Genomic DNA, 23,705 nt, shown 5'->3' with positions numbered 1-23,705 from the left:
CCGTGGTCACGACAGCTCGGTGGTGTCCGGCGACGGCTGACGCCGTTCACGAACCGCCGAGTGCTCCGTCAGCAGCGGGCGCTGCGTGCGGTTCAAGACCTGATGCGACGGAACAGCGCGTACCCCGTCCCGGCGAGGCCGGCCGCGGTCGCGGCGCGCCCGATGCGGTGGCGGCTCGCCCACGCCTGCGGGCTGCGAGCGTGCGCCTGGTCGTCGAAGACGCCGTGCGCGCCGTAGTCCTCCGTGTCGTCGGCCGGCGCGAAGAGGTTGCCGGGTCCCTCGGGCACCGGACGGGCGTCCGTCTGCTGCGCGTCGAAGGCGGTCCGGGCCAGATAGCGGTCCAGCAGCCCGGGGGCCACGGCGTTGGCCAGCAGGGTCGCCACCGTGGAGGCGCCGACCCAGTACTCGCGCCGCTGGGGACGGTCGGCGGCGCGCAGTACGGCGCGGGCGGCGACCTCCGGCTGGTAGATCGGGGGGACCGGCTGCGCGTGCCGGGACAGGTGCGTGCGCAACCAGGTGAACTGCGGGGTGTTGACCGCGGGCATCTGCACCATCGTGATCCGCACACGGGACCGGTCGTGCAGCAGCTCGCAGCGCACCGACTCGGTGAAGCCCTGGATGGCGTGCTTGGCGCCGCAGTAGGCGCTCTGCAGCGGGATGCCGCGGTAGGCGAGTGCGGAACCTACCTGCACGATGGTGCCGCGGTCACGCGGCAGCATGCGGGCCAGGGCGGCACGGGTGCCGTGCACATAGCCCAGGTACGTCGATCGGGTCGTCTGGAGGAACTCTTCCGGGGACAGGTCCATGAAGCTGCCGAACGCGGAGGTGAAGGCGTTGTTCACCCAGACGTCGATGGGGCCCGACTCCTCCTCCGCGCGCTGGGCCGCCGCTTCCACCTGGTCGTGGTCGGACATGTCGGTGACGATGGGCAGCGCCTGCCCACCTGCCTGTCGGACCTCGGCCGCGGCGGCTTCCAGTCCCGCCCGGCCCCGGGCGAGCAGCACCACCCGGGCGCCCCGTGCGGCGAACATCCTGGCCGCCGCCCGGCCGATACCGCCGCTGGCTCCCGTCACCACGACCGTCTCCCGCTTTCCCTGCATGAGCACTCCTCGTTGCGCTGGGCCGGTCAGGTACCGCGTTCGCGGCACCGGGAAACAAGCCGGGAGGACGGGTACGGCGACGTGGACGGTTCGGCGCGAGCCCGCTCCCCCACCGGCTGACGGGCTCCGAGCGGACGGGCGGGAGCGGGGCGGAGTGCGGTGACGAGCCAGCGGGACGAGGTGTGGTCAGCGGCTCCGAGGCGGGGGCGAGGATGCCGTACCGACGACGCGCGTGGCGGCCCATGCCCGTGACCCGTTCGGCGCCCGTGGCGTCGCCATGGGATCAACGTTCCGCGTCGTCGTCCCGCTGGGGCCGGTCGTGCCCGGGGAGAGGGATACCGTCACGTACGAGGCGGTCCGCGAGTTCGTCGCGGAGGAGCAGGTCACGGTCGAGGCCGGCGGTGCGGTAGGCGGTACGGCCGATGATCTGGCTGCTGATCGGGGCGGTGAACAGCTGGAACAGGGCCACGAGCAGCAGGACCGGGGCGTGGCGCCCGGGCATCTGCGCGGCCGCTCCGACGAGGACGAGCAGCAGGCCGAGGGTCTGTGCCTTGGCGGCGGCGTGGAGACGACTGGTGGTGTCCGGGAAGCGGAGCAGGCCCAGGGCACCGAGCAGGCAGAAGGCCGCACCCGCCGGAAACAGGACGGCGGTGACCGCGTTCAGCACGGTGGTCATCGCATGCCCTCCCGCTTCTCGACCAGGTGGGCCGCCGTCACCGATCCGATGAAGGCCAGCAGGGCGAGGACGACGAGCACGGGGATGGCGGTGGTGTCGTCGCGTGCCACGGCGCCCACCGCCGTCGCGGCGATGGTCATGGTCACGAGGACGTCGAGCGCCATGATGCGGTCGAGGGCGAGGGGACCGCGTACGAGACGCAGCAGTGTGAGCAGGCCCGCCGCCGCGATCACGGCCAGCGTGGCGCCGTACAGGATGGTCATGATTCCCTTCCTCGGGACTGACGTCGGGTGTCGTCCGGCCGGGTGGGGCCCGGCCCGGGTTTCTCGGCGCCGCGGTGGTGGCCGGCCGCTCGCGCGACCCGGCGCTCCACGGCCTGTACGTCACTCCGGCGACGTGCGATGTCGCGCTGGTCCCGGACCGGCAGCGCGTGCACGTACAGGCGTTTGCGGCGCCGGTCGATCTCGATCACGACGGTGCCGGGCGTCATGGTGGTGAGCCGGGCCACGGCTGCGATCAGCAGGTCGCTGTCGACGCTCAAGGGGACCTCGACGATCGCGGAGGGGGTTTCCCTGCCGTGGCGGACGGCCTGCCAGGCGACGGTGCATCCCGACTTGACCAGGTCGGTGAGCAGATCGACCAGCAGTCGCCCGGCCCGCAGCGGTCTGGGTACGCCGCCCGGCAGCACCGCGGGCAGCGGAAAGAGCAGGACGACGCCGACGGCGACGAGCAGGCCGCCGACGAGGACCACCGCGCTGGTGGCTCCCCACAGCAGGACCCACAGCAGCCACAGCCAGACGATCATCGGCACCTGGCGCAGTCCTTGCGAGAACCGGTCGGAGTGGCTCGGGCGACGGTTCACCGCTGACTCCCCTCCAGCACGGCGGAGCGGTACTCACGCGGGTGCAGCAGATCCTCGGCGGCCCGCTCGCCGAGGCCGGCGAGCGGGCCCGCGCACACGGCGACCGCCACTCCGGTCGTCGTCATGCCGGCCGCGGCTGCGAGCATGAGCCGCGTTCCGCCCCGACGGTCGCGCCCGGTGCCGGAGGGCTCCCCCGGACGTTCCTCGGGGCGGCCAGGTGGTCGTCCCATGAACGCGGCCATCCAGACACGGGTCATGGCGGAGAGGGTCAGCAGGCTGGTGAGCAGGGCGGTTCCGGCGAGTACGTAGGCGGCCGGTGTGCCCTGCGCGACGCCGGCCCGCAGCAGGGCCAGCTTGGCCACGAAGCCGGAGAGCGGCGGGATGCCGGACAGACTCAGGGCCGGGACGACGAACAGTGTGACGGCCAACGGGCCGGGCCTCGGCCGCGTCGCCATGCGGTGCAGCGCGGCGGTCCCCGTGCGGCGCACGGTCAGGCCGACGACGAGGAACAGCGCTGCCTGGACGACGATGTGGTGGACGACGTAGAGGATCGTGCCGGTCAGGCCCTGTACGTCGAACAGGGCGATCCCGAACAGCATGAAACCGATGTGGCTGACGAGAGTGAAGGACAGAAGACGGTTGAGGTCGTCCTGGGCGAGGGCGCCGAGGATTCCCACGATCATGGTGAGGGCCGCCGCGCAGGCCAGCACCATCCACACTCCCGTGCGGGGGAAGAGCAGCGTCTGGGTGCGGAGCAGGGCGTACACGCCGACCTTCGTCAACAGCGCCGCGAAGACGGCGGTGATCGGCGCGGGAGCGGTGGGGTAGCTGTCCGGGAGCCAGAAGTGGAGGGGGACGATCGCCGCCTTGATGCCGAGGACGGACAGGAGCAGCAGGGCGAGCGCCGAGCGCAGGCCGTCCGGCAGCTCGGCGAGCCGCGGTCCGAGCTGTGCCAGGGTGACGGTGCCGGTCGCCGCGTACACCAGGGCGACCAGGGAGAGGAACAGCAGCGACGACGTCAGGCTGACGATCGTGTACGTCATGCCGGCGCGGGTGCGGTTCTCGTCCGCGTCCAGGGTGATCAGGACGTAGGAGGCGGCGAGCATCACCTCGAAGGCGACGAAGAGGTTGAACAGGTCACCGGTGAGGTACGCCAGGCTCACGCCGGTGACGAGTACCAGGTAGGCGGGGTGGAAGACCACGGCCGAGCTGCGGCGGTCCTCCGCCGTGCCCTGGCCGACGGCGAAGAGCAGTACGGCCAGGGCCACCAGTGCCGACACGGTCAGCAGCAGGGACGACAGCCGGTCGGCCACGAGGGTGATCCCGAGGGGAGCGGGCCAGCCTCCGACGTGCAGGGCCTGTGGTCCGTGCCGGTCGGCGAGGACCAGGAGTGCCGTGCCGCAGGCGACGACTGCCGTGAGCACGCCGATGCTGAGTCCGCGCATCACCGGGCGGGGCAGCCGGAGCAGGGACATACCGGCGCCGAGGGCCGGCAACAGGACGGGCAGGGCCGGCAGTGCCCCCGTCATCGGGCTTCTCCCGGCGCGGTTCCGCCGTCGTCCCTGTCCGGCGCGGGCCCGGCCTCGTCCCGGCCCGACTCGGGCCCGGCGTCGGCGCGTTCCCGGGCGGTCCCGATGAGTCGGTCCTCCACGTCGTCGTGCACCTCGTCGTGGCCGGACAGGCGCCAGGACCGGTAGGCCAGAGCCATCAGGAAGGCCGTGAGGCCGAAGGTGATCACGATGGCCGTCAGCGCCATGGCCTGGGGCAGCGGGTCGGCGGTCCGCGCGGAGGCGTCGGTCGTCCCGGCTGGCACGGGAGGCCGGCCGGGTGTGCCTCCGGCGACCAGGAGCAGCAGGTTGGTGCCGTGACCCAGGAGGATGAAGCCGAGGACGATCCTCATCAGTGACCGCTGCAGCATGAGGTAGAAGCCGATGGCGAAGAGACCGCCGACCACGAGGGCCATGGTCCCGTCGATCATGTTCACCGCGGACCTCCTTGCTTCGCGTCGTCGGCCGTGGCCATCTCCTGACCGAGTGAGACGCCCACCGCCGACAACAGCTCGAGGACGACGCCGACGACGAGCAGGTAGACGCCGACGTCGAAGAACAGACTGGTCGCGAACTTCACCGTGCCCACCACCGGCGGATGAAGCGTCACCACCGCACTCTCCAGGGGCGTACCGCCGAGGACGAGCGGGAACAGCCCCACGGCGGCGGCGAGCAGCAGCCCCACGCCCGCGACCACGCCTGCCGGCACCCGTACGGCGGCTCCGAGATCGGCGCGTCCGCCCACCAGGTACCGCAGGACGAACGCCTGGGCCGCCACCAGGCCGCCGGCGAACCCGCCGCCGGGACGGTAGTGCCCGGAGAACAGCAGGAACAGCGAGAACACCAGGATGGAGGGGAACAGCAGCCGGGTGGCCACCTCCAGCAGGACCGACCGCTCGCCGCCCGGCCGCTCGTGCGCGCCGGGCAGCCAGGTGCGCGCAGGCTCGTCCCAGTGCGCCGTGGGGAACAGGCCGCCCTGTCCTGCGTCGGACGGGTTCGCCCGCCGGCGACCGTCCACCCGGACCAGGCTGACGACACCGGCCGCGGCCACCAGCAGCACCGAGATCTCCCCCAGCGTGTCGAGCGCGCGGAAGTCGACGATGATCGCGTTGACGATGTTCTCGGCGCCGGCCTCCTCCATGTGGCGCGCGTATCCCGACGAGATCGCCGGGGCCGTGCGCGCGGCCGACGCCACCAACGCGAAGCCGGTGACGAAGACACCCACGGCACCGGCCACCGCGGCGCGTATCAGGCGCACCCGCGGTCTCGTCCGGCCGGGGCTGAACCGGGCCGGCATCCGGCGCAGCACCAGGACCACCACGACCAGCGTCATGGTCTCCACGAGGAACTGTGTCAGTGCCAGATCCGGCGCGCCTCGCACCAGGAACACCCCGGCCACGCCGTAACCGACGGCGCCGGCCAACAGGATTCCGGTCAGCCGGTGCCGTGTGCCCACCGCCGCGGCGGACGCCACCAGCACCACCACGGCCAGGAACGGTTCCGCGGGGGACCACCACGGCAGCGGGGAGCCCAGCGGAGGCGCCCCGGCCACCAGCGCCGCGCCGGGCACCACCACCACGGTCGTCAGCAGCACCGCCAGGTAGAGCGGCAACGAGCCGACCTGCGTACGCCGGGTCACGGCCGAGGCCAGCCCGCCGACCCCCACGACCGTACGGTCGAACACGCGCTGCACATCGGGCAGACGGGGCAGGGCAGGCAACGAACGTCTGCCCAGGTGCACCAGCCCGCCCAGCGTCAGTGTGAGTGCCGACAGGCCCAGCACCGGCGTGAAGCCGTGCCACAGGGACAGCTTGTACGGCCCGTCAGGCCCCGGGGGGTAGACGTCGGCGTAGGCGGTCGCGAGGGCTGCCGTCCCCGGGTAGCCCACGCCCAGGGCCAGGCCCGCGCCCGCCAGTACGGCCACCGGGGCGACGAATCCGGGCTCCGGACGCTCCGCCCGGTGCGCCGCCTCTCCGGGGTGCCCGCCGAAGGCCCCCTGCACGAACCGTGCGGCGTACGCCACGGTCAGCGCGGAGCCGATCACGAGCACCACCGTCAGCTGTTCATGCCCGCCGAGCCGGGTGCCGTGCAGGAAGGCCTCGAAGTACGCCTCCTTGCCGAGGTACCCGACCAGGGGCGGGATGCCGGCCATCGAGGCGGCGGCGAGCACCGTGACCGCGAAGAGCGCGGGCATGCGGCGCCCCAGGCCCGACAGTTCCCGGATGTCCCGCGTCCCCGCCCGGTGGTCCAGGATCCCGACCGACAGGAACAGCGCCGACTTGAACGCGGCGTGCGCGAGCAGCATCACCACCCCGGCCAGAGCGGCGGTCCGCGTCCCGGTCCCCAAGAGGGTGACGAGCAGGCCCAGTTCACTGATGGTGCCGTAGGCCAGCAGCAGTTTCAGGTCGGTCGCGCGCAGCGCGCGCCACGCGGCCAGCACCATCGTGGTCAGACCCACCGCGAGCACCATCGGCCGCCATGGCGCCACCTCCGCCAGTGCGGGCGCCAGCCGGGCGACCAGGTACACCCCGGCCTTGACCATCGCGGCCGCGTGCAGATAGGCGCTCACCGGCGTGGGCGCCACCATGGCCGCGGGCAGCCAGCCGTGCAGCGGCATCTGCGCGGACTTGGCGAACACCCCGATCAGGACGAGCACCACGGCGGCGGACACCGCGCCGCCCCGCGGCGGGTCCGCGAGGATCGCGGAGATCCGGTACGTCCCGGCCGTCTGCCCGAGCACGACCAGACCGAGCAGCATGACCAGGCCGCCGGCCGCGGTCACCAGCAGTGCCTGCCGGGCGGCGCGCCGCTCCTCTTCGCCCTCCCCACGCCCCGCGACGAGCAGGAAGGAGGCGACCGTCGTCAGTTCCCAGAACACGTACAGCACGAAGACGTTGTCGGCCAGGACCAGGCCGGTCATCGCTCCGGCGAAGGCCAGCAGCAGCGCGGCCTGACGGGCGGCGTCCTGCTCGACGTAGTACCGGCAGTACAGCAGGACCATGACGCCGACGCCGGCGACGATCCACAGCATGAGCAGGGCCAGCGGGTCGAGCCGCAGGTCGACCGTCAGTCCCAGCGACGGGGCCCACGACAGGGTCTCCCGGTACTCCTCGCCGTCCAGGACGCTCGCGGCCCGCGTGCCCGCCCAGACCACCGTCGCCAGCGGCACGAGGGCCGCCACCGCCCACACCGCACGGCCGAGTCTCGGCTGCCACCACGGGACGGCCGCTGCGACCGCCGCGTAAGCGGCCAGCAGGAACAGCACCGCACCAACTCCTCCGCGAACGCTTCGGCCCGCCGATCCATGCTCGGCTCGTCCTCCCAGGTCTCAGGAGCCCTATCCCGGCCGACGGCCGTGGGTACCCGGCGGCGCGGCAATCAATACCTCAGGTGTGGCAGACGGGCGCGTCCCCCGCCCGGGGCCCGGAGGGGGTCGTGTCCGACGGCGGAACCGCCACCGGCTGCGGCAAGCGGATCAGGTCGCGGTGACGGCGGCACGCGCGAGAGCCGCCGTCTCCTGCGGCGTACCGTCGATCGGGACCGCCGAGCCCGTCTCGTCGTCGCCCAGTGGTTCAAAGTCGGCGAGCTGTGTACGGAGCAGCTCGGGCGGCATGAAGTGGCCCCGCCGCGCGGTGATCCGTGCGGCGATCAGCTCGGGCGAGCCGTCGAGGTGGAGGAAGAAGACGCGCGGTGCGGCGGAGGCCAGACGGGCACGGTAGCGGCGCTTGAGCGCCGAGCATGCCACCACGCCTCCGCCGTCCGCATGGCCGGCCAGCCACCGTGCGATCTCGTCCAGCCAGGGGCGGCGGTCCTCGTCGTCGAGCGGGTGGCCCGCTCGCATCTTCGCCACATTGGCCGCGGGGTGGAAATCGTCCCCTTCGGCGTAAGGGACGTCGAGGTGCCGTGCCAGCAGCCGGCCCACCGTGGTCTTCCCCGAACCGGACACGCCCATGACGACGACCAAGGGAGCAGTGTGGTGAGACATCCAGGACCCTTCCTTCGTACCGTGCCGCCTACAGCTCGATGACCACCTTGACGTCGTCAGGTCGCGGTGCGAACGCCTCCTTCGCGCGCTCCAGCGGCACCCGCCGGGTGATCAGGCGCTCGAGCCACGACCTGTCGGCCCGTGCCAGCGCCTCGGCGGCCTGACGGTAGTGGCGCAGGTTGGCGTTGACCGAGCCCACCACCGCGTCGTTCTGCAGGACGATCTCCCGGTTGAGGGCCCCCGCGTCCACCGTCATTCTGCGGCCGGCGGGTGACACACCGGTCAGGCACACCACTCCGTAGGGCGCCGTGCCCGTCAGCGAGGCGAGGACGGGCTCGTTCGCGCCCGTGGCTTCGACGACGACGTCCGGGCGCACGGCGGAGACGACCCGCCCGGCGTCCTCCGCGTGGTAGGTGGCGCCCAATTCCCGGACCAGGGCGGGCTTGAGCCCATCGGTCACCCGGTCGAGAACATGCACCTCCAGTCCGCGCTGTGTCCCCAGGAGGGCGGCGAGCAGCCCGATGGGCCCCGCTCCCGTCACCAGGGCGCGACGGGGCTCGAACCACGAACGGCCACCGACACGCTCGACCTGCTCCCACGCCTTCGCCACCACGGTGGCCGGTTCCATGAGCACACCGACGCGCTCCAGACGCGGGTCCAGCTTGACCGCGTAGCCGGCTTCCACGCGCCACATCTGTGCGCCGTAACCGTCGATCTCCTTGATACCGCGTTCGGTGTAGCGGCCGTTGCGGCACATGTCGAACTCCCCGCGCGCGCAGGCCCCGCACGGTTCGGGGTCCGGTCGGCGCACCACCCCGGCGACGAGGTCACCGGCCGAGAAGCCGCTGTCGGGCGGCGCCTGCCGCACCCTCCCGAGGGACTCGTGCCCCAGCACCAGCCGTTCACGGCCCGGCGGGGCCCAGCCGTACTCGCCCCGGGCGATCTCCCTGTCCGTTCCGCACACCCCCACCGCCAGGCCCCGCACCAGCAGCTCGCCGTCGGCGGGGACGGGGTCGGGCACCTCCCGCACCTCCAGGGAATCCTTCTCGCCGGGTCGCACGGTCAGTGCACGCATCGCCCACCTCGTTCCTCACACCACGCGGCGCCTCGTGCCGAGCGCGCCGCCGTCCGCCGTCCGCCCGGGGCTTCGGTGAACTCCTCCAGATACGGAGACCCCGACTCCCACCCGGGCACCCTTCCCCTGCCGAGGTCCATGTCAGAGTGCCCGCTCCGAGCGCATCATGCTCAACGGTCCACCCGTCACTGTGGGGCTGGACGCGTCACGGGTCCGCTTCGCGAGGTCGACGTTTCCCTCGGGGCGGCACGGTTACCCATGGAAGAGCCTGCCTCGCGCGCCCCTGTGCGCACCCCGGACCGGGGCACCGGGACAGTCGCTCACCGACGGGATCAGAAACGGAGTGTCCATGGCCAGCACGAAGGTGTCCGACTACATTCTCCAGCGGCTGCGCGAGTGGGACGTCGACCACGTGTTCGCCTACGCGGGCGACGGCATCAACGGTCTGCTGGCGGCCTGGGGACGGGCGGACAACAAGCCGAAGTTCGTCCAGGCCCGGCACGAGGAGATGGCGGCCTTCCAGGCCGTCGGGTACGCCAAGTTCTCCGGCAAGGTGGGTGTCTGTGCCGCCACCTCGGGTCCCGGCGCGATCCACCTGCTGAACGGGCTGTACGACGCCAAGCTGGACCACGTGCCCGTGGTGGCGCTGGTGGGGCAGACCAACCGCAGCGCCATGGGCGGCTCCTACCAGCAGGAAATCGACCTCGCGAGTCTCTACAAGGATGTCGCCTCCGACTTCTGCGAGACCGCGACAGTGCCCGAGCAGCTGCCGAACCTCATCGACCGCGCGTTCCGCACCGCCTACGCCAAGCGCACCGTGACGGCGATCATCCTGCCCGGTGACGTGCAGGAGCTGGACTACAGCCCGCCCACGCACGCCTTCAAGATGGTGCCGTCCAGCCTGGGGCTGGGACGGTACGCGCCGGTGCCGTCCGACGAGGACCTGCAGCGGGCCGCCGATGTGCTGAACGCGGGCGAGAAGGTCGCCGTGCTGATCGGGCAGGGCGCCCGCGGCGCCCGCGAGGAGGTCGAGCGGCTGGCCGACGTGCTCGGTGCCGGGGTGGCGAAGGCGCTGCTCGGCAAGGACGCCCTGCCCGACGACCTGCCCTACGTCACCGGCGCCATCGGACTGCTGGGCACCCGCCCCTCCTACGAGCTGATGCAGGAGTGCGACACCCTGCTGATGATCGGCTCCAGCTTCCCGTACACGCAGTTCATGCCGGAGCTGGACCAGGCGCGAGCCGTGCAGATCGACATCGACCCGCACATGATCGGCCTGCGCTACCCCAACGAGGTGAACCTGGTCGGCGACGCCCGGGAGACCCTGCGGCGGCTGCTCCCCCGCCTGCACCGCAAGCAGGACCGGACCTGGCGGGAGCAGGTCGAGAAGAACGTCGCCCGCTGGTGGGAGGTCATGCAGCGCCGCGCCGCCGTCAGCGCCGACCCGATCAACCCCGAGTACGTCGTCCACGCCCTGGACGGCAAGCTGCCCGACGACGTGATCCTCGCCGCCGACTCCGGCTCGTCCGCCAACTGGTACGCCCGGCACCTGCGGTTGCGCGGCCGCATGCGCGGGTCCCTGTCCGGCACCCTGGCCACCATGGGGCCCGGCGTGCCCTACGCCATCGGCGCGAAGTTCGCCCATCCCGACCGGCCCGCCATCGCGCTGGTCGGTGACGGCGCCATGCAGATGAACGGCATGATGGAGATGGTCACCGCCGCGAAGTACTACCGCGAGTGGTCCGACCCCCGGCTGATCGTCGCCGTGCTGAACAACGGCGACCTCAACCAGGTCACCTGGGAGATGCGCGCCATGTCCGGCGCCCCCCAGTTCGAGGAGTCGCAGCACATCCCCGACCTGCCGTACGCGGACATCGCGCAGCGCATCGGCCTGGACGGCGTCCGGGTGGAGAAGCCCAAGCACGTCGAGGACGCCTGGGACCGGGCCCTCGCCGCCGACCGGCCGTTCGTCATCGACTTCCGCACCGACCCGGCCGTCCCGCCCATCCCGCCGCACGCGGAGCTGGATCAGATCGAGGCGGCGGCCACCGCGATCCTCAAGGGCGACAGCGACCGCGGCTCCATGGTGAAACAGGGCCTCAAGGCCAAGGTGCAGGAGATGCTGCCCGGCACCCGCCACCGCGACGACCGGCCCGGTGCCGGACCGCACGACAGCACCGAAGGGAACAAGTGACGCACCCGGCACCGTCGGCACGGCCACTCCACGACGGACCTGCCGTTGAGCACCTGTCCGTCTCCGTGTACCGCGTCCCCACCGACCTTCCGGGCGGGGACGCCACCCTCGCCTGGGACGCCACCACCCTCGTCCTGGTGGAAGTCACCGCGGCCGGCCACACCGGTCTCGGCTGGACCTACGGATCGGCCGCCACCGCACCGGTGGTCCGTGACGAACTGTCCGGCCTCGTCACCGGGCACGAGGCCTTCGACGTCCCCGCCGCGGGCGACCGCATGAGCCGCGCCGTGCGCAACACCGGACGGCCGGGCATCGCCGCCGGCGCGATCTCCGCCGTCGACACCGCCCTGTGGGATCTCAAGGCCCGCCTGCTCGGGCTTCCCCTGGTCAGGCTGCTCGGTGCGGCCCGTACCGAGGTCGCGGTGTACGGCAGCGGCGGCCTCACCCCGTACGACGACACCCAGCTCGAACGGCAACTGCGCGGGTGGACCGAGCAGGGCGTCGACCGAGTGAAGATCAAGATCGGGGAGTCCTGGGGACGCGAGGAGTCCCGCGACCTGCACCGGACCCGCCTGGCCCGCAAGGTCGTGGGCGACGCGGCGGACCTGTACGTCGACGCGAACGGCGGCTACACCCGCAAACAGGCGGTGCGCATGGCCGGGGCCATGGCCGACTCGGGTGTCACCTGGCTGGAGGAGCCCGTCTCCTCGGACGACCTCGCGGGGCTGCGCGTGGTCCGCGACGCGGTCGCCGCCGACGTCACCGCCGGCGAGTACGGCTACGACCTGCCGTACCTGACCAGGATGGCCGCCTCGGGAGCCGTCGACTGCCTCCAGGCCGACGTCACCCGGTGCGGAGGCATCACCGTGTGGCTGCGCGCCGCCGCCGTCGCCGAAGGTCTCGGCCTGCACCTCTCCGGCCACTGTGCTCCGCACCTGCACGCCCACGTCGCCGCAGCCGTGCCCAACACGCGCCACCTGGAGTGGTTCCACGACCACGTCCGCGTCGAGAACCTGCTGTTCCACGGCACCCTCGACCCGGACGGCGGCACCGTCGCCCCCGGCGCCTCTGGCGAACCGGGCCACGGACTCGCGCTGAACCGGACGGCCGCCGAACGCTTCCGCACCGGATGAGCGGCGGCCCCCACCCCGTCGACGCACGGCGGGCGGACAGCCCATGGGTGCTGCGCGACTACGCCCTCGTCGCCGACGGGGAGCGCGGCGCGCTCGTCGATCCGCGCGGCGGGATCGCCTGGCTCTGCGCACCCGCCTGGCACAGCGGTGCCGTCTTCTCCGGCCTCCTGGGCGGGCCCGGCCACTACCGGGTCCGCCCCGCGGACGACTGGAACGTGTGGGGCGGCTACTACGAGGACGGCACTCTCATCCGGGTCAGCCGCTGGGTCACCGCTGACGGCATCGTCTCCTGCCGCGAGGCCCTCGCCGTGCCCGCGGAGACGGAACGCGTCGTGCTGCTCCGCCAGGTCCGTGCCGTCCGCGGTGAGGCCCTCGTCGACATCGGCCTCGACGTACGCGCCGAGTACGGGCGACGGGACATGACCGGCATCCGCCGTGAGGGAGGGCTGTGGCGGGCCCGCAGCGGCGCGCTCCATGTGAGACTCACCGGCGCGGACCATGCCCGGACCGGTCCGGACGGCGAGCTGCACGGGCGGCTGCGGCTGCCCGAAGGTGCTCACCACGACCTGGTGCTGGAGATCGCCACCGAGCGGCGGGACGCACCACTGGACCCGCGGGACCTCTGGGAGACCACCGAACGCTGGTGGAAGAAGGCGGTGCCTGGCTGCGCCGACACCGCGGCACCCCGCGACACCCGCATGGCGTACGCCGTCCTGAACGGCCTGACCAGCTCCCGGGGAGGCATGGTCGCGGCCGCCACCACCTCGCTGCCCGAGCGCGCCGACACCGGACGCGACTACGACTACCGCTACGCCTGGATCCGAGACCAGTGCTACGCCGGGATCGCCGTCGCCGCACACGGCCCCCACCCGTTGCTGGACCGGGCGGTGCGCTTCGTCACCGACCGCATCCTGGAGGACGGCGCCGACCTGCGTCCCGCCTACACCGTCGACGGCCGGCCGCCGCCTGACGAGCACCCGCTGCCGCTCACCGGCTACCCCGGCGGCAGCGACCGCGCCGGGAACCGCGCCGGACGCCAGTTCCAGCTGGACGCGTTCGGGGAGGCGCTGCAGCTGTTCGCCGCCGCCGGTCGTCACGGCATGCTGGACGGGCGGTCCGCCGAAGCCGCTCGCGTCGCCGCCGAGGCGGTGGCCGAGCGCTGGGCGGAGCCGGACGCGGGGCTGTGGGAGCTGGACGAGCGCTGGTGGGCGCACTCCCGCCTGTCCTGTGTCGTGGGCCTGCGCGACCTGGGCCGGTACATCGGCGCAGGGGCGTCAGCCGACTGGTCCGGCCTGGCCGACACCGTTCTGGAAGCAACCCGTGTCCGCTGCCTGCACCCCGAGGGCCACTGGCAGCGGGCCGCCGACGACCCGGGCCCGGAGGCCGCCCTCCTGCTGCCGCTGGCCCGGGGAGCGGTGCCGCCCACCGACCCCAGCCTCCGGCTCACGCACGCGCAGGTGGTGCGCCGCCTGGCCAAGGACGGGTACGTGCACCGCTTCCGTCACGGGGACGAGCCCCTGGGCGACGCCGAGGGGGCGTTCCTGCTGTGCGGTTTCATGGCGGCCCTGTCCGCCCACGCGCAGGGCCGGGTGACGGAGGCGTCGCGATGGTTCGAACGGACCCGGTCGGCCTGCGGTCCCGCGGGCCTGTTCGCCGAGGAGTACGACGTGGCCCAGCGTCAGCTACGGGGGAACCTGCCGCAAGGGTTCGTCCACGCGCTGCTGCTGGAGTGCTCCGCGCGGTTCGGCGGCACTTCGGGAGATGCCGTGCCAGGCGGCTGGTGAAGAACAGACCCGGGACCCGGCCTCGGGGCGGTCACGCGGCCGCACGCCCGGGTCCACGGTTCCGGTCCGTCGGCGCGAGGGGCGATGCCCGGCAGGGTGAGGAGCCGGTGCAGGCCGGGCCGGGCAGCGCTCCGCGGGACGTGGCCGACGGCTAGGACCGACCGCGTGTGAGCGTCCGGACGTATCGCGTTCCGGCCGCGACGGCGAGCAGCGCGGCGCCGCCGGCCGCGAGCGGCAGCAGGGAGCGCGGTCCGGGCGTCTCGGGCCGCTCCGCCACTGCCTCCCTCCCGCGAAGGCCGGCGGCGAGGATCTCCGCCAAGTGCAGCGGGGTACGTCCGGTGCCCGCCTGGTCGACCTGGGTGCGGCAGCTGAATCCGTCCGCGAGGACCAGTGTCGACCCGTCCGCCTCCCGGACGGCAGGCAGCAGACCCTCCTCGGCGCAGGCCATGGACACGTCGTAATGCCCCTTCTCGAAGCCGAAGTTGCCGGCCAGTCCGCAGCAGCCGGCGTCCAGCACGTCGGCATCCACGCCCGCGCGCCGCAGGACCTCGCGGTCGGCGTCGAAACCCATGACGGCGTACTGGTGGCAGTGACGCTGCACGACCGCCCGGGCGTCGACGCGCGGTGGCCGCCAGTCGTCGGCGCGTTCCACCAGGATCTCGGCGAGCGTCCTGGTCTGGGCGCGCAACCGCTCGACGTCCGGATCCTTCGGCAACAGTTCGGGGGCGTCGGCCCGGAAGACGGCCGTGCAGCTCGGTTCGAGTCCGACCACCGGGGTGCCCCGGCGCAGGTCCTCACGGAGCACGTCGAGGGTGTGGCGCAAGACCCGTTCGGCGACGCCCAACTGTCCGGTGGAGATCCACGTCAGCCCGCAGCACACCGCCGCTCCGGGCACCTTGACGCGGAACCCGGCCGACTCCAGGACTTCCACCGCGGCCCGGCCGATCGCGGGGTGGAAGTGGTCGGTGAAGGTGTCGGGCCACACCACGACCTCGCCCCGGTGCCCGTCACCGCGCGGTCCGCCCCGCTCACGCCACCAGTCGGTGAACCGCTGCTCGGCGAAGACCGGTACGTCACGTTCGGGAGCCACACCTCCGAGCGCCTTGGCGGCGCGTGCCACCCACGGCACCGAGACCAGTGCGTTCACGGTGCGCGGCGCGAGGGCGGCCAGCCGGGCCGCGGCCGGCAGCCAGCCCATCGAGTAGTGGGCCAGGGGGCGTGGCCGGCCCTTGTAGTGGTGGTGGAGGAACTCGGCCTTGTAGGTGGCCATGTCGACGTTGACGGGGCAGTCCGTCTTGCAGCCCTTGCAGGCCAGACAGAGGTCGAGGGCGTCGCGCACCTCGTCGGAGCGCCAGCCGTCCGTGACCGGTGAGTCGCCGTCGTTGTTGACCATCTCGAACAGCAGCCGGGCACGGCCCCGGGTGGAGTGCTCCTCCTCGCGGGTGGCCCGGTAGCTCGGGCACATCACGCCGCCCTCCAGGGAGCGGCACTTGCCGACGCCGACGCAGCGGGCGGCGGCACGGCTGAACCTGCCGTCGTCGTGCGGGAAGGAGAAGACGGTCTCCGGCTCCCAGGGCAGGTGGTCCGCTCCCAGGCGCAGGTTCTCGTCCAGCCGGTACGGCAGGACGACCTTGCCCGGGTTCATCCGGTTCCCGGGGTCGAACAGGCCCTTCAGCCGCTCGAATCCCTCGATCAGTTCCGGCCCGAACATCTTCTCCAGCAGTTCGCCCCGGGCCTGACCGTCCCCGTGCTCGCCGGACAGCGATCCGCCGTAGGAGACGACCAGGTCGGCGGCGCGCTCCACAAACGCCCGCATCCGGGCGACTCCCTCCTCGGATTCCAGGTCGAAGGGGATACGGGTGTGGACGCAGCCGTGGCCGAAGTGGCCGTAGACCGAGGGGTGCCCGTAGTCGAACTGCTCGTAGAGGCGTTTCAGGTCGCGCAGGTAGTCGCCGAGGCGGGGCACGGGCACGGCCGAGTCCTCCCAGCCCTCCCAGGTGTCCGGCTTGCCGGGGACGTGCGCGGTCGCACCGAGCCCGGACTCGCGCACCTGCCACAGTTGTCCGATGTGCTCCGGGTCGTCGTACCAGGTGTGGTCGACGTCCTCGGGCTTCGCGTCGATGAGCGCCCTGGCCCGCTCCTCCACCTCCTCACGGCTGTCACCGTTGAGCTGCACCAACAAGTAGGCTCTGCCCTGGGGCAGTTCCTCCAGCGCGTCGGGGTTGAGGTGCTTCTTCTGCTGGAAGTGAACCAGCTGGTGGTCCACCCCCTCCAGTGCCGCGGGCCGGTGCTCCAGGACCGCCGGCACGTGGTCGGCGGCCTGGCAGATGTCCTCGTAGCCCAACACGACCAGCGCGCTGTGCTTCGGCACGGGGACGAGTTCGAGTTCCGCGCGCAGGACCGTGACCAGTGTGGACTCGGAGCCGGTCAGCAGTCCGGCGACGTCGAAGCCCTGTTCGGGCAGGAGCGAGTCGAGGTTGTAGCCGGAGACCCGGCGCGGGATGTCCGGGTAGCGCTCGCGGACGAGTCCGGCATACCGGTCGCGCAGCCCCGCCAGCCCCCGGTACAGCTCCCCCGTGCGCCCGTCGGACGCCATGAGCCGTTCCAGTTCGCCGTCGTCCGTCCGCCCCACCCACATCCGGACGCCGTCGTAGGTGAGGACTTCCAGGCGGCACAGGTTGTCGACGACCTTGCCGTACGCCTGGGCCGTCGATCCGCACGAGTTGTTGCCGACCATCCCGCCGATCGTGCAGTTCGGGTGGGTGGCCGGTTTTGGCCCGTACATGAGGCCGTGCTCGGCGAGCTGTCGGTTCAGGTCGTCCAGAACGATGCCCGGCTCGACGACGCAGCGGCGGTTCTCCGGGTCGACGGAGACCAGCCGGTTGCAGTACTTGCTCCAGTCCAGGACCACGGCGGTGTTGCAGCACTCGCCGGCCAGACTGGTGCCGCCGCCCCGGGACAGCAGCGGTGCACCGTGCTCCTGGCACACCGCCACCGCCTCCTGGGCCGCCTCGACCGTGCGCGGGACGACCACCCCGATGGGCACCTGCCGGTAGTTGGAGGCATCCGTCGAGTAGGCCGCACGGGTACCCGCGTCGAACCGGACCTCGCCGTCGACCCTGGCCCGCAACTCGGCTTCCAGGGCTGGCCCGTCGACCTGGTTCCGGGAACGCCTGACGACGGGGAGGGGGAGATCGACGGGGTCCATCAGCGGCCTTCCGGTGAAGGGGCAGGTACGGCGGCCTCGCGGCCGGACGGCGACGTGCCCGCGCCTCGTTGACCGCAGGGCCCGCGCCGGTGCCCCGACCGTGTATCCGAGGCGCGGTGGACGCAAACCGGACCGATGCGTCCGGCGCACGGCACAGCGGGCGACCGGACGGTCCCGTCGAAGCCACTCCGTTGGACGACGGTCTTCGGGGTACCTCTGTGCCGGACGGTGGGGATCACGACACGACGAAGGGATGGTGCGCATGCCGTTGTCGCGGGGTCAAGGACAACTGGAGGCGAGGGCGGTCCGCTCGGCCGAGCGGACCACGGAGTGGCTCGATCGCCGCCTGCCGCTGCTGGACGCCGCCCGGACGACGCTGCGCAAGGCGTTCCCCGACCACTGGTCGTTCCTGCTGGGGGAGCTGGCCCTGTACAGCTTCGTCGTGCTGCTGGTGACCGGTGTCTGGCTGACGCTCTTCTTCGAACCGAGCATGTCGGAGGTGGTCTACCAGGGCTCGTACGTGCCACTGCGCGGCGTGCGGATGAGTGAGGCGTTCGCGTCCACCCTGCACATCAGCTTCGACGTGCGCGGTGGTCTGCTGATCCGGCAGATCCATCACTGGGCCGCGCTGGTGATGGCCGCCGCCGTCGGCGTGCACATGCTGCGGGTTTTCTTCACCGGCGCGTTCCGCCGCCCCCGTGAGGCCAACTGGCTGATCGGGCTCACCCTGTTCCTGCTGACGATGCTGGAGGGCTTCGCCGGCTACTCGCTCCCCGACGACCTGCTGTCGGGCACGGGCCTGCGGACCGCGCAGGGTTTCGTCCTGTCCGTGCCCGTCGTCGGCACCTACCTGAGCATGTTCCTCTTCGGCGGCGAGTTCCCGGGGCACGACATCGTCTCCCGGCTCTACCCGGTCCACATCCTGCTCCTGCCGGGCGCTCTGCTGGCGGGCGTCGTCCTCCACCTCATCCTGGTGTTCCACCTCAAGCACACCCAGTGGCCCGGTCCCGGCCGGACGAACCGGAACGTGGTGGGCAAGCCGATGTTCCCGCAGTTCGCCGTGCGGTCGGCCGGCCTGCTGGCCATGGTCTTCGGGGTCCTCGCTGTCCTGGGCGCGGTCGCCCAGATCAATCCGGTGTGGAACTACGGCCCCTACCGGCCGGACCACGTCTCCAGCGGCGCCCAGCCCGACTGGTACCTGGGCTTCGTGGAGGGCGCGATGCGTCTCCTGCCGGGTTTCGAGACCAGGCTGTGGGGCCACACCGTCTCCTGGAACCCGTTCCTGCCCGCCGTCGTTTTCCCTCTGCTGTTCTTCCTCGCGCTGTACCTGTATCCCTTCATGGAGCGCTGGGTCACCCGTGACCGGGGCGAGCGGCACCTGTGCGACCGGCCGCGCGACGTGCCCGTCCGCACCGCCCTGGGCGTCGCCGGCATCACCTTCTACGGGCTGCTGCTGCTGGCGGGCGGTCAGGACATCGTCGCGCTCACCTTCGACATCCCGCTGAACGCACTCACCTGGTGCCTACGCGTCGGTGTCCTCGTCGGCCCCCTGGTGGCCTTCTGGCTGACCCGGCGGGTCTGCCTGGCCCTCCAGTGGCACGACCGCTCCCGGCTGTCCGAGGGCGACGAGACAGGAGAGGTCGGGCAGTCGGTGGAGGGCGGCTACCGGGAGCCCCGCAGTCCCGTCACGGCGGAGGAGCGCCACGCTCTCGTCCGCCGTGACCTGCCGCGTCCGCTGCCCCGACCGGAGCCTGGCTCGCCGACGGGTGTGCCGGCGAGGCTCCGGTCGGTACTGAGCGGCTGGTTCCACGGCGACCGGGTGCCGTTTCCCGGCGAGGACACCGCCGACGGCGAACAGCGTGACGACCAGGCTCCGGCCGGGGCGGGAGGGGACGGCCGGAACGCTTGACGGGCCGGTGGCTCAGAACCCGTCACGGCGGAGCAGCGGCGCGTCCCCACGGCGGCCACCGCATCGGCTCGACGGCTCCGGTTCGGCGTGGCGCGCCGGGAAGGGTCCCGGCCAGGGAAGCCGCGGGGTGCCGACGGTCGGCGTCCTGGCCATCGGCGCACAGGTCCCGGTGCTCGCCGCGGTCGCCACGACCGTCTGCCGTGGCGTTCCGCTCATCGGTTCTGCTCGCCGGCCGTGTGCGTGCTTCGGGTATCGCGTGCGCCGTACTGGAAGACGAAGCCCAGGACGCCCGGGGCGAGCACGCCGACGCCGATCAGGAACAGCCACAGCCCGTACACCGCGCCCAGACCGAGCAGCGCCGTACCCGCCGCCGCCAGTACCGGGAAGGCGCTGCGCGGCGGGAAGAAGGCGACGGGCCCTGCCGTGCTGTGCACCGGCGCCTCCTTCTCGTCCTGCGGCAGAGGCCCGTCCTTGCGGTGCCGGTACCAGAGGAAGAAGGCGACCAGGGCCGACATGAGACAGGAGACCGCCAGGACGGCGGTGCCCGCCGGCTCGGCCGAGAACCATCCGTAGGTCGAAGCGCAGACGGCGAAGAAGAGGCTGACGCCCACGAACAGGGCGGTCCCGGCCTTCACGGGCGCTCCCCCCTCTCGTTCTCTCCCCTGCCCGTGCTTCCCGTCCCGCGTCCCTCGGCTCCGCCGCCGGACGGCGAGTGGGAGTGCGCGTGTTTGGCGTACCGGGGACGGTTCAGGTCGAACGTCGGCGACTCGGACCGGATGCGGGGCAGGGCGACGAAGTTGTGCTGCGGGGGTGGACACGAGGTCGCCCATTCGAGGGAGCGGCCGAAGCCCCAGGGGTCGTCGACGGTGACCCGCTCCCCGTATCGCGCCGTCTTCCAGACGTTGTAGAGGAAGGGCAGCGTGGAGGCGCCCAGCAGGAAGGCGCCGAGGGACGAGATCGTGTTGAGGGCGGTGAAGCCGTCGGCGGCGAGGTAGTCGGCGTAACGCCTCGGCATCCCCTGGGCGCCCAGCCAGTGCTGCACGAGGAACGTCAGGTGGAACCCGGGGAACAGCGTCCAGAAGTGGATGCGCCCGAGCCGCTCGTCGAGCATGCGTCCGGTGAACTTCGGCCACCAGAAGTAGAAGCCGGCGAACATGGCGAAGACCACGGTGCCGAAGAGGACGTAATGCATGTGCGCCACGACGAAATACGTGTCCGTGGTGTGGAAGTCCAACGGCGGTGACGCCAGGAGCACCCCCGTCAGCCCGCCGAAGAGGAACGTCGCGAGAAAGCCCAGCGCCCACAGCATGGGTGTCTCGAACGACAGCGAACCACGCCACATGGTGCCGATCCAGTTGAAGAACTTCACTCCCGTGGGCACCGCGATGAGGAACGACGCCAGGGAGAAGAACGGCAGCAGCACCGCTCCCGTGGCGAACATGTGGTGCGCCCAGACGACGGCCGACAGTCCGGTGATCGCGATGGTGGCACCGATCAGGCCGAAGTAGCCGAAGACGGGCTTGCGGCTGAAGACCGGGATCACCTCGGTGACGATGCCGAAGAACGGGAGGGCGACGATGTAGACCTCCGGATGCCCGAAGAACCAGAAGAGGTGTTGCCACAGCAGTGCTCCCCCGTTGGCCGGGTCGAACACGTGGGCGCCGAACCTGCGGTCGGCGAACAGCGCCAGCAGCGCGGCGGTGAGCACGGGGAACGCCAGCAGCACCAGGATCGACGTGAACAGCACGTTCCACGTGAAGATCGGCATCCGGAAGAGCGTCATGCCCGGGGCTCGCAGGCAGATCACGGTGGCGATGAAGTTCACGGCGCCCAGGATGGTGCTCAGGCCGGAGACGGCCAGCCCCATCACCCACAGGTCGCCGCCGACTCCTGGGGAATGCGCGGGCCCGTTGAGCGGAGCGTAGGCGAACCACCCGAAGGAGGCCGCCCCGGTGTCCGTGAGGAAGCCCGACACAACCATCAGGCCACCGAACAGGTACACCCAGTAGGTGTAGGCGTTCAACCGGGGGAAGGCCACGTCGGGAGCGCCGATCTGCAACGGCGTCACCGCGTTGGCGAACCCCACGAAGGTGGGTGTGGCGAACAGCAGCATCATCACCGTGCCGTGGATGGTGAAGAGCTGGTTGTACTGGTCCGCGGAGACGATCTGCAGACCCGGGCGTGCCAGCTCGGCCCGCATCAGCATCGCGAGCACGCCGGCGAACAGGAAGAATCCGAAGGCGGTCGTCAGGTACATCTGGCCGATGACCTTGTGGTCGGTGGTCGTGAGCCACCGCACCACGGCCCTCCCCTGCGTCAGCCGCCGCGCCGTCCCGCCCGACGTCTGCGCACCGCTGTCCACCGCCGCCATGCACGCCCCTTCCCGTCACCCGTCGACCCACGCGGCCCTCTGCCGGAGTGCCCCCCGAGGGGGCGGCGCCGCATCGAACCTCCGACACCGGCGTCTAACCGATGCCACCGCTGCGGAAACCTCGTGAGCCGTCGCGGGGCCGGAGTACCCGGCGAGTGGGCTCCTGCACCTGCCGCTCATGGGCGGGCACGGGCCCGTCTGTCGGCGTCCGGTGGGTCCCCGAGGACACTCAGCCGCCTCGTCGATGCCGCCGGGGTGGTCCGAGTCGGTGAGTTGGTTCAGCTCGCGAGCTGAACCCGGAACACGCTACCGCCCCGTTCATGTGCCTCGGACCGCCTGAGGGTCCCCCGTCCGGCTCAAGAAGTGACGTGGGACCACTGCGGCGTGGCATGCCTGTCGGAGGTGGCCCGTGTGCCGCCGGAACTACGGGAGAGAGGTGGCGCAGGATGCGCAAGAGGCTGACAGCACAGTTGCGAAGGGGGGTGCTCCTCCTCGTGACGGGCTGTCTCGTCGCCGCGGGGGCGGCGGCATGCGGCGATGCCGGGAACGAGCACAACCCGCCGGGCGCCAACGCCCGTGTCGGACCGGTCCTGATCCGCTACGCGCACATCGCCGAACCCCCCGACGGCCCGTGGGAGCCGGGGGACGACGCGCCCTTCTACCTCTGGCTGTTCAACCAGGGGGAGGACACCGACAGACTGCTCGGCGCCGAGACGACGGTCGCGCGGTCCGTGGACATCGTGCGTGCGGACGGCACGGTACGGGGTCCCGTCCACGTACCCACCAGGAAGCTGATCGAACTGGAGAAAGGCCGAACCCACCTGCTGCTCCGCAACCTGAACCGGCAGATCCGCGGCGGTGACTACGTGTGGGTCACCCTGCGTTTCGAGCGAGCCGGCGAGGTCGCCCTGCAGGTGCACTCCCAGGTCCCCACCTACGTCGAGGACGCCACCGACGCGCCGGGACTGACTTCCCCTTCACCGGGCGGATGAGGCCGACGACGGGGTGGTGCCACCGGCCGCCCGGGTCCGTGCCCTCGCCGTGTCACGCCGGACTGCGGTCCAGGACCTCTCCGCTCCTCGCGTCCACCACGTGGACCATCGCCGTCTCATCGGCCACGCCGAGGACGCTGACCCGCCAGACCGGATCGCCGTCACGCTCCTGCAGCTCGACGGCGGTGACGACATCACCCTCCGCCGTCTCGGCCGCTTCACGGGCCGCCTCGTCCGGCAGGATCCGGGCCTCCTCCAGGAGCCGCACCAGTTCCTGGCGCTCCGAATCCGTCAGATCGGGGCCGCTGCTCGTCCCCAGTACCTCGCCCCGGGTGGCATCGAGCCGGACCGTCGTGAGCTGCCCGTCCTGGTCCGCGATCCGGCTCTCCCACTCGGGCGAGTCCGACTCGGGCTCCTTGAGGTCCAGAGCGACCAGTTCACCGGCGGTCACTTCGGCCGCGGAAAGGCGGATGGCACGTTCATAGTCGACCTCGACCATCCCGAACCGCTCAGCGGGCTCGTTCAGCGGATCCTCCCGGCCACAGGCCACGAGTAACGACAGTGCGACGACCGGCACGCACAGGACGACCACGAGTCGCTTCCACAACCGTTCACCCTCGTGCCGAAGAAATCCCATTCCTCTCATACGAGCCGACTTTCCATCTCAAGTGCCGTGAATCACGGACATCTCAGAAATTCACCCCGGGCGTCGGTCCATCCAGCTGTCGCCATTGCCGACGCCGGGGACCGCGCTCGCCCTCGTCGCGGTGCGGGACCGCCCCGGCTGGACCGGCGGTCCAGCACGACCTCCCGCCCTGGCCGAGGGACGCTGCCGAGGTTCGGCTTCCGGCGCCTTTCGCCCTTCCTCC

At 71.8% G+C, this 23,705-nt stretch carries 18 protein-coding genes; 5 read left to right on the top strand and 13 right to left on the bottom strand.

Translation table 11 applies throughout. From position 1 onward, the window contains the following. Positions 1 to 92 precede the first annotated feature (92 nt). The 9 genes from MTR79_RS10690 to MTR79_RS10650 form a co-directional block, all read right to left on the bottom strand. Positions 93 to 1,100, bottom strand: a complete 1,008-nt coding sequence (locus MTR79_RS10690) for an SDR family oxidoreductase (protein WP_086699225.1) — start codon at positions 1,098 to 1,100, stop codon at positions 93 to 95. 283 nt (positions 1,101 to 1,383) lie between these two features. After that, a complete protein-coding gene (gene mnhG / locus MTR79_RS10685) occupies positions 1,384 to 1,776 on the bottom strand; it encodes a monovalent cation/H(+) antiporter subunit G (RefSeq protein ID WP_086699265.1) in 393 nt (130 codons plus the stop codon). Next, the gene (locus MTR79_RS10680; protein ID WP_048455373.1) at positions 1,773 to 2,039 is read right to left on the bottom strand and encodes a monovalent cation/H+ antiporter complex subunit F; all 267 of its coding nucleotides are present in this window, start codon (positions 2,037 to 2,039) and stop codon (positions 1,773 to 1,775) included. Before MTR79_RS10680 ends, mnhG begins: the two co-directional genes overlap by 4 nt. After that, entirely contained in the window at positions 2,036 to 2,638 is a 603-nt protein-coding gene (locus MTR79_RS10675; protein WP_244789872.1) for a Na+/H+ antiporter subunit E, read from the bottom strand. Before MTR79_RS10675 ends, MTR79_RS10680 begins: the two co-directional genes overlap by 4 nt. Beyond that, positions 2,635 to 4,167 carry a Na+/H+ antiporter subunit D gene (locus MTR79_RS10670; protein WP_244789870.1) on the bottom strand — a complete coding sequence of 511 codons (1,533 nt, stop codon included), beginning with the start codon at positions 4,165 to 4,167 and terminating at the stop codon, positions 2,635 to 2,637. The genes MTR79_RS10675 and MTR79_RS10670 overlap by 4 nt, the downstream gene beginning before the upstream one ends. After that, positions 4,164 to 4,616 (bottom strand): Na(+)/H(+) antiporter subunit C, encoded by a 453-nt coding sequence (locus tag MTR79_RS10665; protein WP_244793114.1) that lies wholly within the window; start codon positions 4,614 to 4,616, stop codon positions 4,164 to 4,166. Before MTR79_RS10665 ends, MTR79_RS10670 begins: the two co-directional genes overlap by 4 nt. Positions 4,617 to 4,618: 2 nt before the next feature. Further along, positions 4,619 to 7,450 carry a Na+/H+ antiporter subunit A gene (locus MTR79_RS10660; protein ID WP_244789868.1) on the bottom strand — a complete coding sequence of 944 codons (2,832 nt, stop codon included), beginning with the start codon at positions 7,448 to 7,450 and terminating at the stop codon, positions 4,619 to 4,621. Between the two features lie 210 nt (positions 7,451 to 7,660). Continuing rightward, positions 7,661 to 8,170, bottom strand: coding sequence for a gluconokinase (locus MTR79_RS10655; RefSeq protein ID WP_102637694.1), 510 nt, complete (start codon positions 8,168 to 8,170; stop codon positions 7,661 to 7,663). Between the two features lie 28 nt (positions 8,171 to 8,198). Beyond that, on the bottom strand, positions 8,199 to 9,245 hold the full coding sequence (locus MTR79_RS10650; RefSeq protein ID WP_086699219.1) for a glucose 1-dehydrogenase: 1,047 nt from the start codon (positions 9,243 to 9,245) through the stop codon (positions 8,199 to 8,201). A gap of 349 nt (positions 9,246 to 9,594) precedes the next feature. On the opposite strand from MTR79_RS10650, the gene MTR79_RS10645 reads away from it, so the two are divergent. From MTR79_RS10645 to MTR79_RS10635, 3 genes are all read left to right on the top strand, one after another. Continuing rightward, positions 9,595 to 11,439, top strand: coding sequence for a thiamine pyrophosphate-requiring protein (locus MTR79_RS10645; protein ID WP_086699217.1), 1,845 nt, complete (start codon positions 9,595 to 9,597; stop codon positions 11,437 to 11,439). 65 nt (positions 11,440 to 11,504) lie between these two features. Then, positions 11,505 to 12,572 (top strand): enolase C-terminal domain-like protein, encoded by a 1,068-nt coding sequence (locus tag MTR79_RS10640; RefSeq protein ID WP_244789866.1) that lies wholly within the window; start codon positions 11,505 to 11,507, stop codon positions 12,570 to 12,572. After that, the gene (locus MTR79_RS10635) at positions 12,569 to 14,356 is read left to right on the top strand and encodes a glycoside hydrolase family 15 protein (RefSeq protein ID WP_244789864.1); all 1,788 of its coding nucleotides are present in this window, start codon (positions 12,569 to 12,571) and stop codon (positions 14,354 to 14,356) included. Before MTR79_RS10640 ends, MTR79_RS10635 begins: the two co-directional genes overlap by 4 nt. 151 nt (positions 14,357 to 14,507) lie before the next feature. On the opposite strand, the gene MTR79_RS10630 is transcribed toward MTR79_RS10635, so the two are convergent. Further along, positions 14,508 to 17,564, bottom strand: coding sequence for an FAD-binding and (Fe-S)-binding domain-containing protein (locus MTR79_RS10630; RefSeq protein WP_244789862.1), 3,057 nt, complete (start codon positions 17,562 to 17,564; stop codon positions 14,508 to 14,510). A gap of 262 nt (positions 17,565 to 17,826) precedes the next feature. On the opposite strand from MTR79_RS10630, the gene MTR79_RS10625 reads away from it, so the two are divergent. Further along, positions 17,827 to 19,473: a ubiquinol-cytochrome c reductase cytochrome b subunit gene (locus MTR79_RS10625; RefSeq protein ID WP_244789860.1), complete on the top strand. Its 1,647-nt coding sequence runs from the start codon at positions 17,827 to 17,829 to the stop codon at positions 19,471 to 19,473. A 212-nt stretch (positions 19,474 to 19,685) separates the two neighbouring features. Here the strand turns inward: MTR79_RS10625 and MTR79_RS10620 are convergent, their stop codons facing one another. After that, positions 19,686 to 20,108 carry a cytochrome c oxidase subunit 4 gene (locus tag MTR79_RS10620; protein ID WP_086699212.1) on the bottom strand — a complete coding sequence of 141 codons (423 nt, stop codon included), beginning with the start codon at positions 20,106 to 20,108 and terminating at the stop codon, positions 19,686 to 19,688. Further along, complete coding sequence (ctaD, locus tag MTR79_RS10615; protein ID WP_244789858.1) at positions 20,105 to 21,844, bottom strand: cytochrome c oxidase subunit I; 1,740 nt, start codon at positions 21,842 to 21,844, stop codon at positions 20,105 to 20,107. The genes MTR79_RS10620 and ctaD overlap by 4 nt, the downstream gene beginning before the upstream one ends. 446 nt (positions 21,845 to 22,290) lie before the next feature. Between ctaD and MTR79_RS10610 the strand changes: the two genes are divergently transcribed. Continuing rightward, positions 22,291 to 22,836: a copper chaperone PCu(A)C gene (locus MTR79_RS10610; RefSeq protein WP_244789856.1), complete on the top strand. Its 546-nt coding sequence runs from the start codon at positions 22,291 to 22,293 to the stop codon at positions 22,834 to 22,836. Between the two features lie 52 nt (positions 22,837 to 22,888). Here MTR79_RS10610 and MTR79_RS10605 read toward each other — a convergent pair whose 3' ends face one another. Next, positions 22,889 to 23,443 carry a PepSY domain-containing protein gene (locus MTR79_RS10605; protein WP_189363524.1) on the bottom strand — a complete coding sequence of 185 codons (555 nt, stop codon included), beginning with the start codon at positions 23,441 to 23,443 and terminating at the stop codon, positions 22,889 to 22,891. Positions 23,444 to 23,705: the final 262 nt, after the last annotated feature.

This window comes from Streptomyces sp. BJ20 (genome assembly GCF_022869105.1).
Lineage (GTDB): Bacteria > Actinomycetota > Actinomycetes > Streptomycetales > Streptomycetaceae > Streptomyces > Streptomyces griseoincarnatus.
Note: the sequence above shows the minus strand (reverse complement) of the source record. Positions and strands in the feature narration are given on the sequence as shown.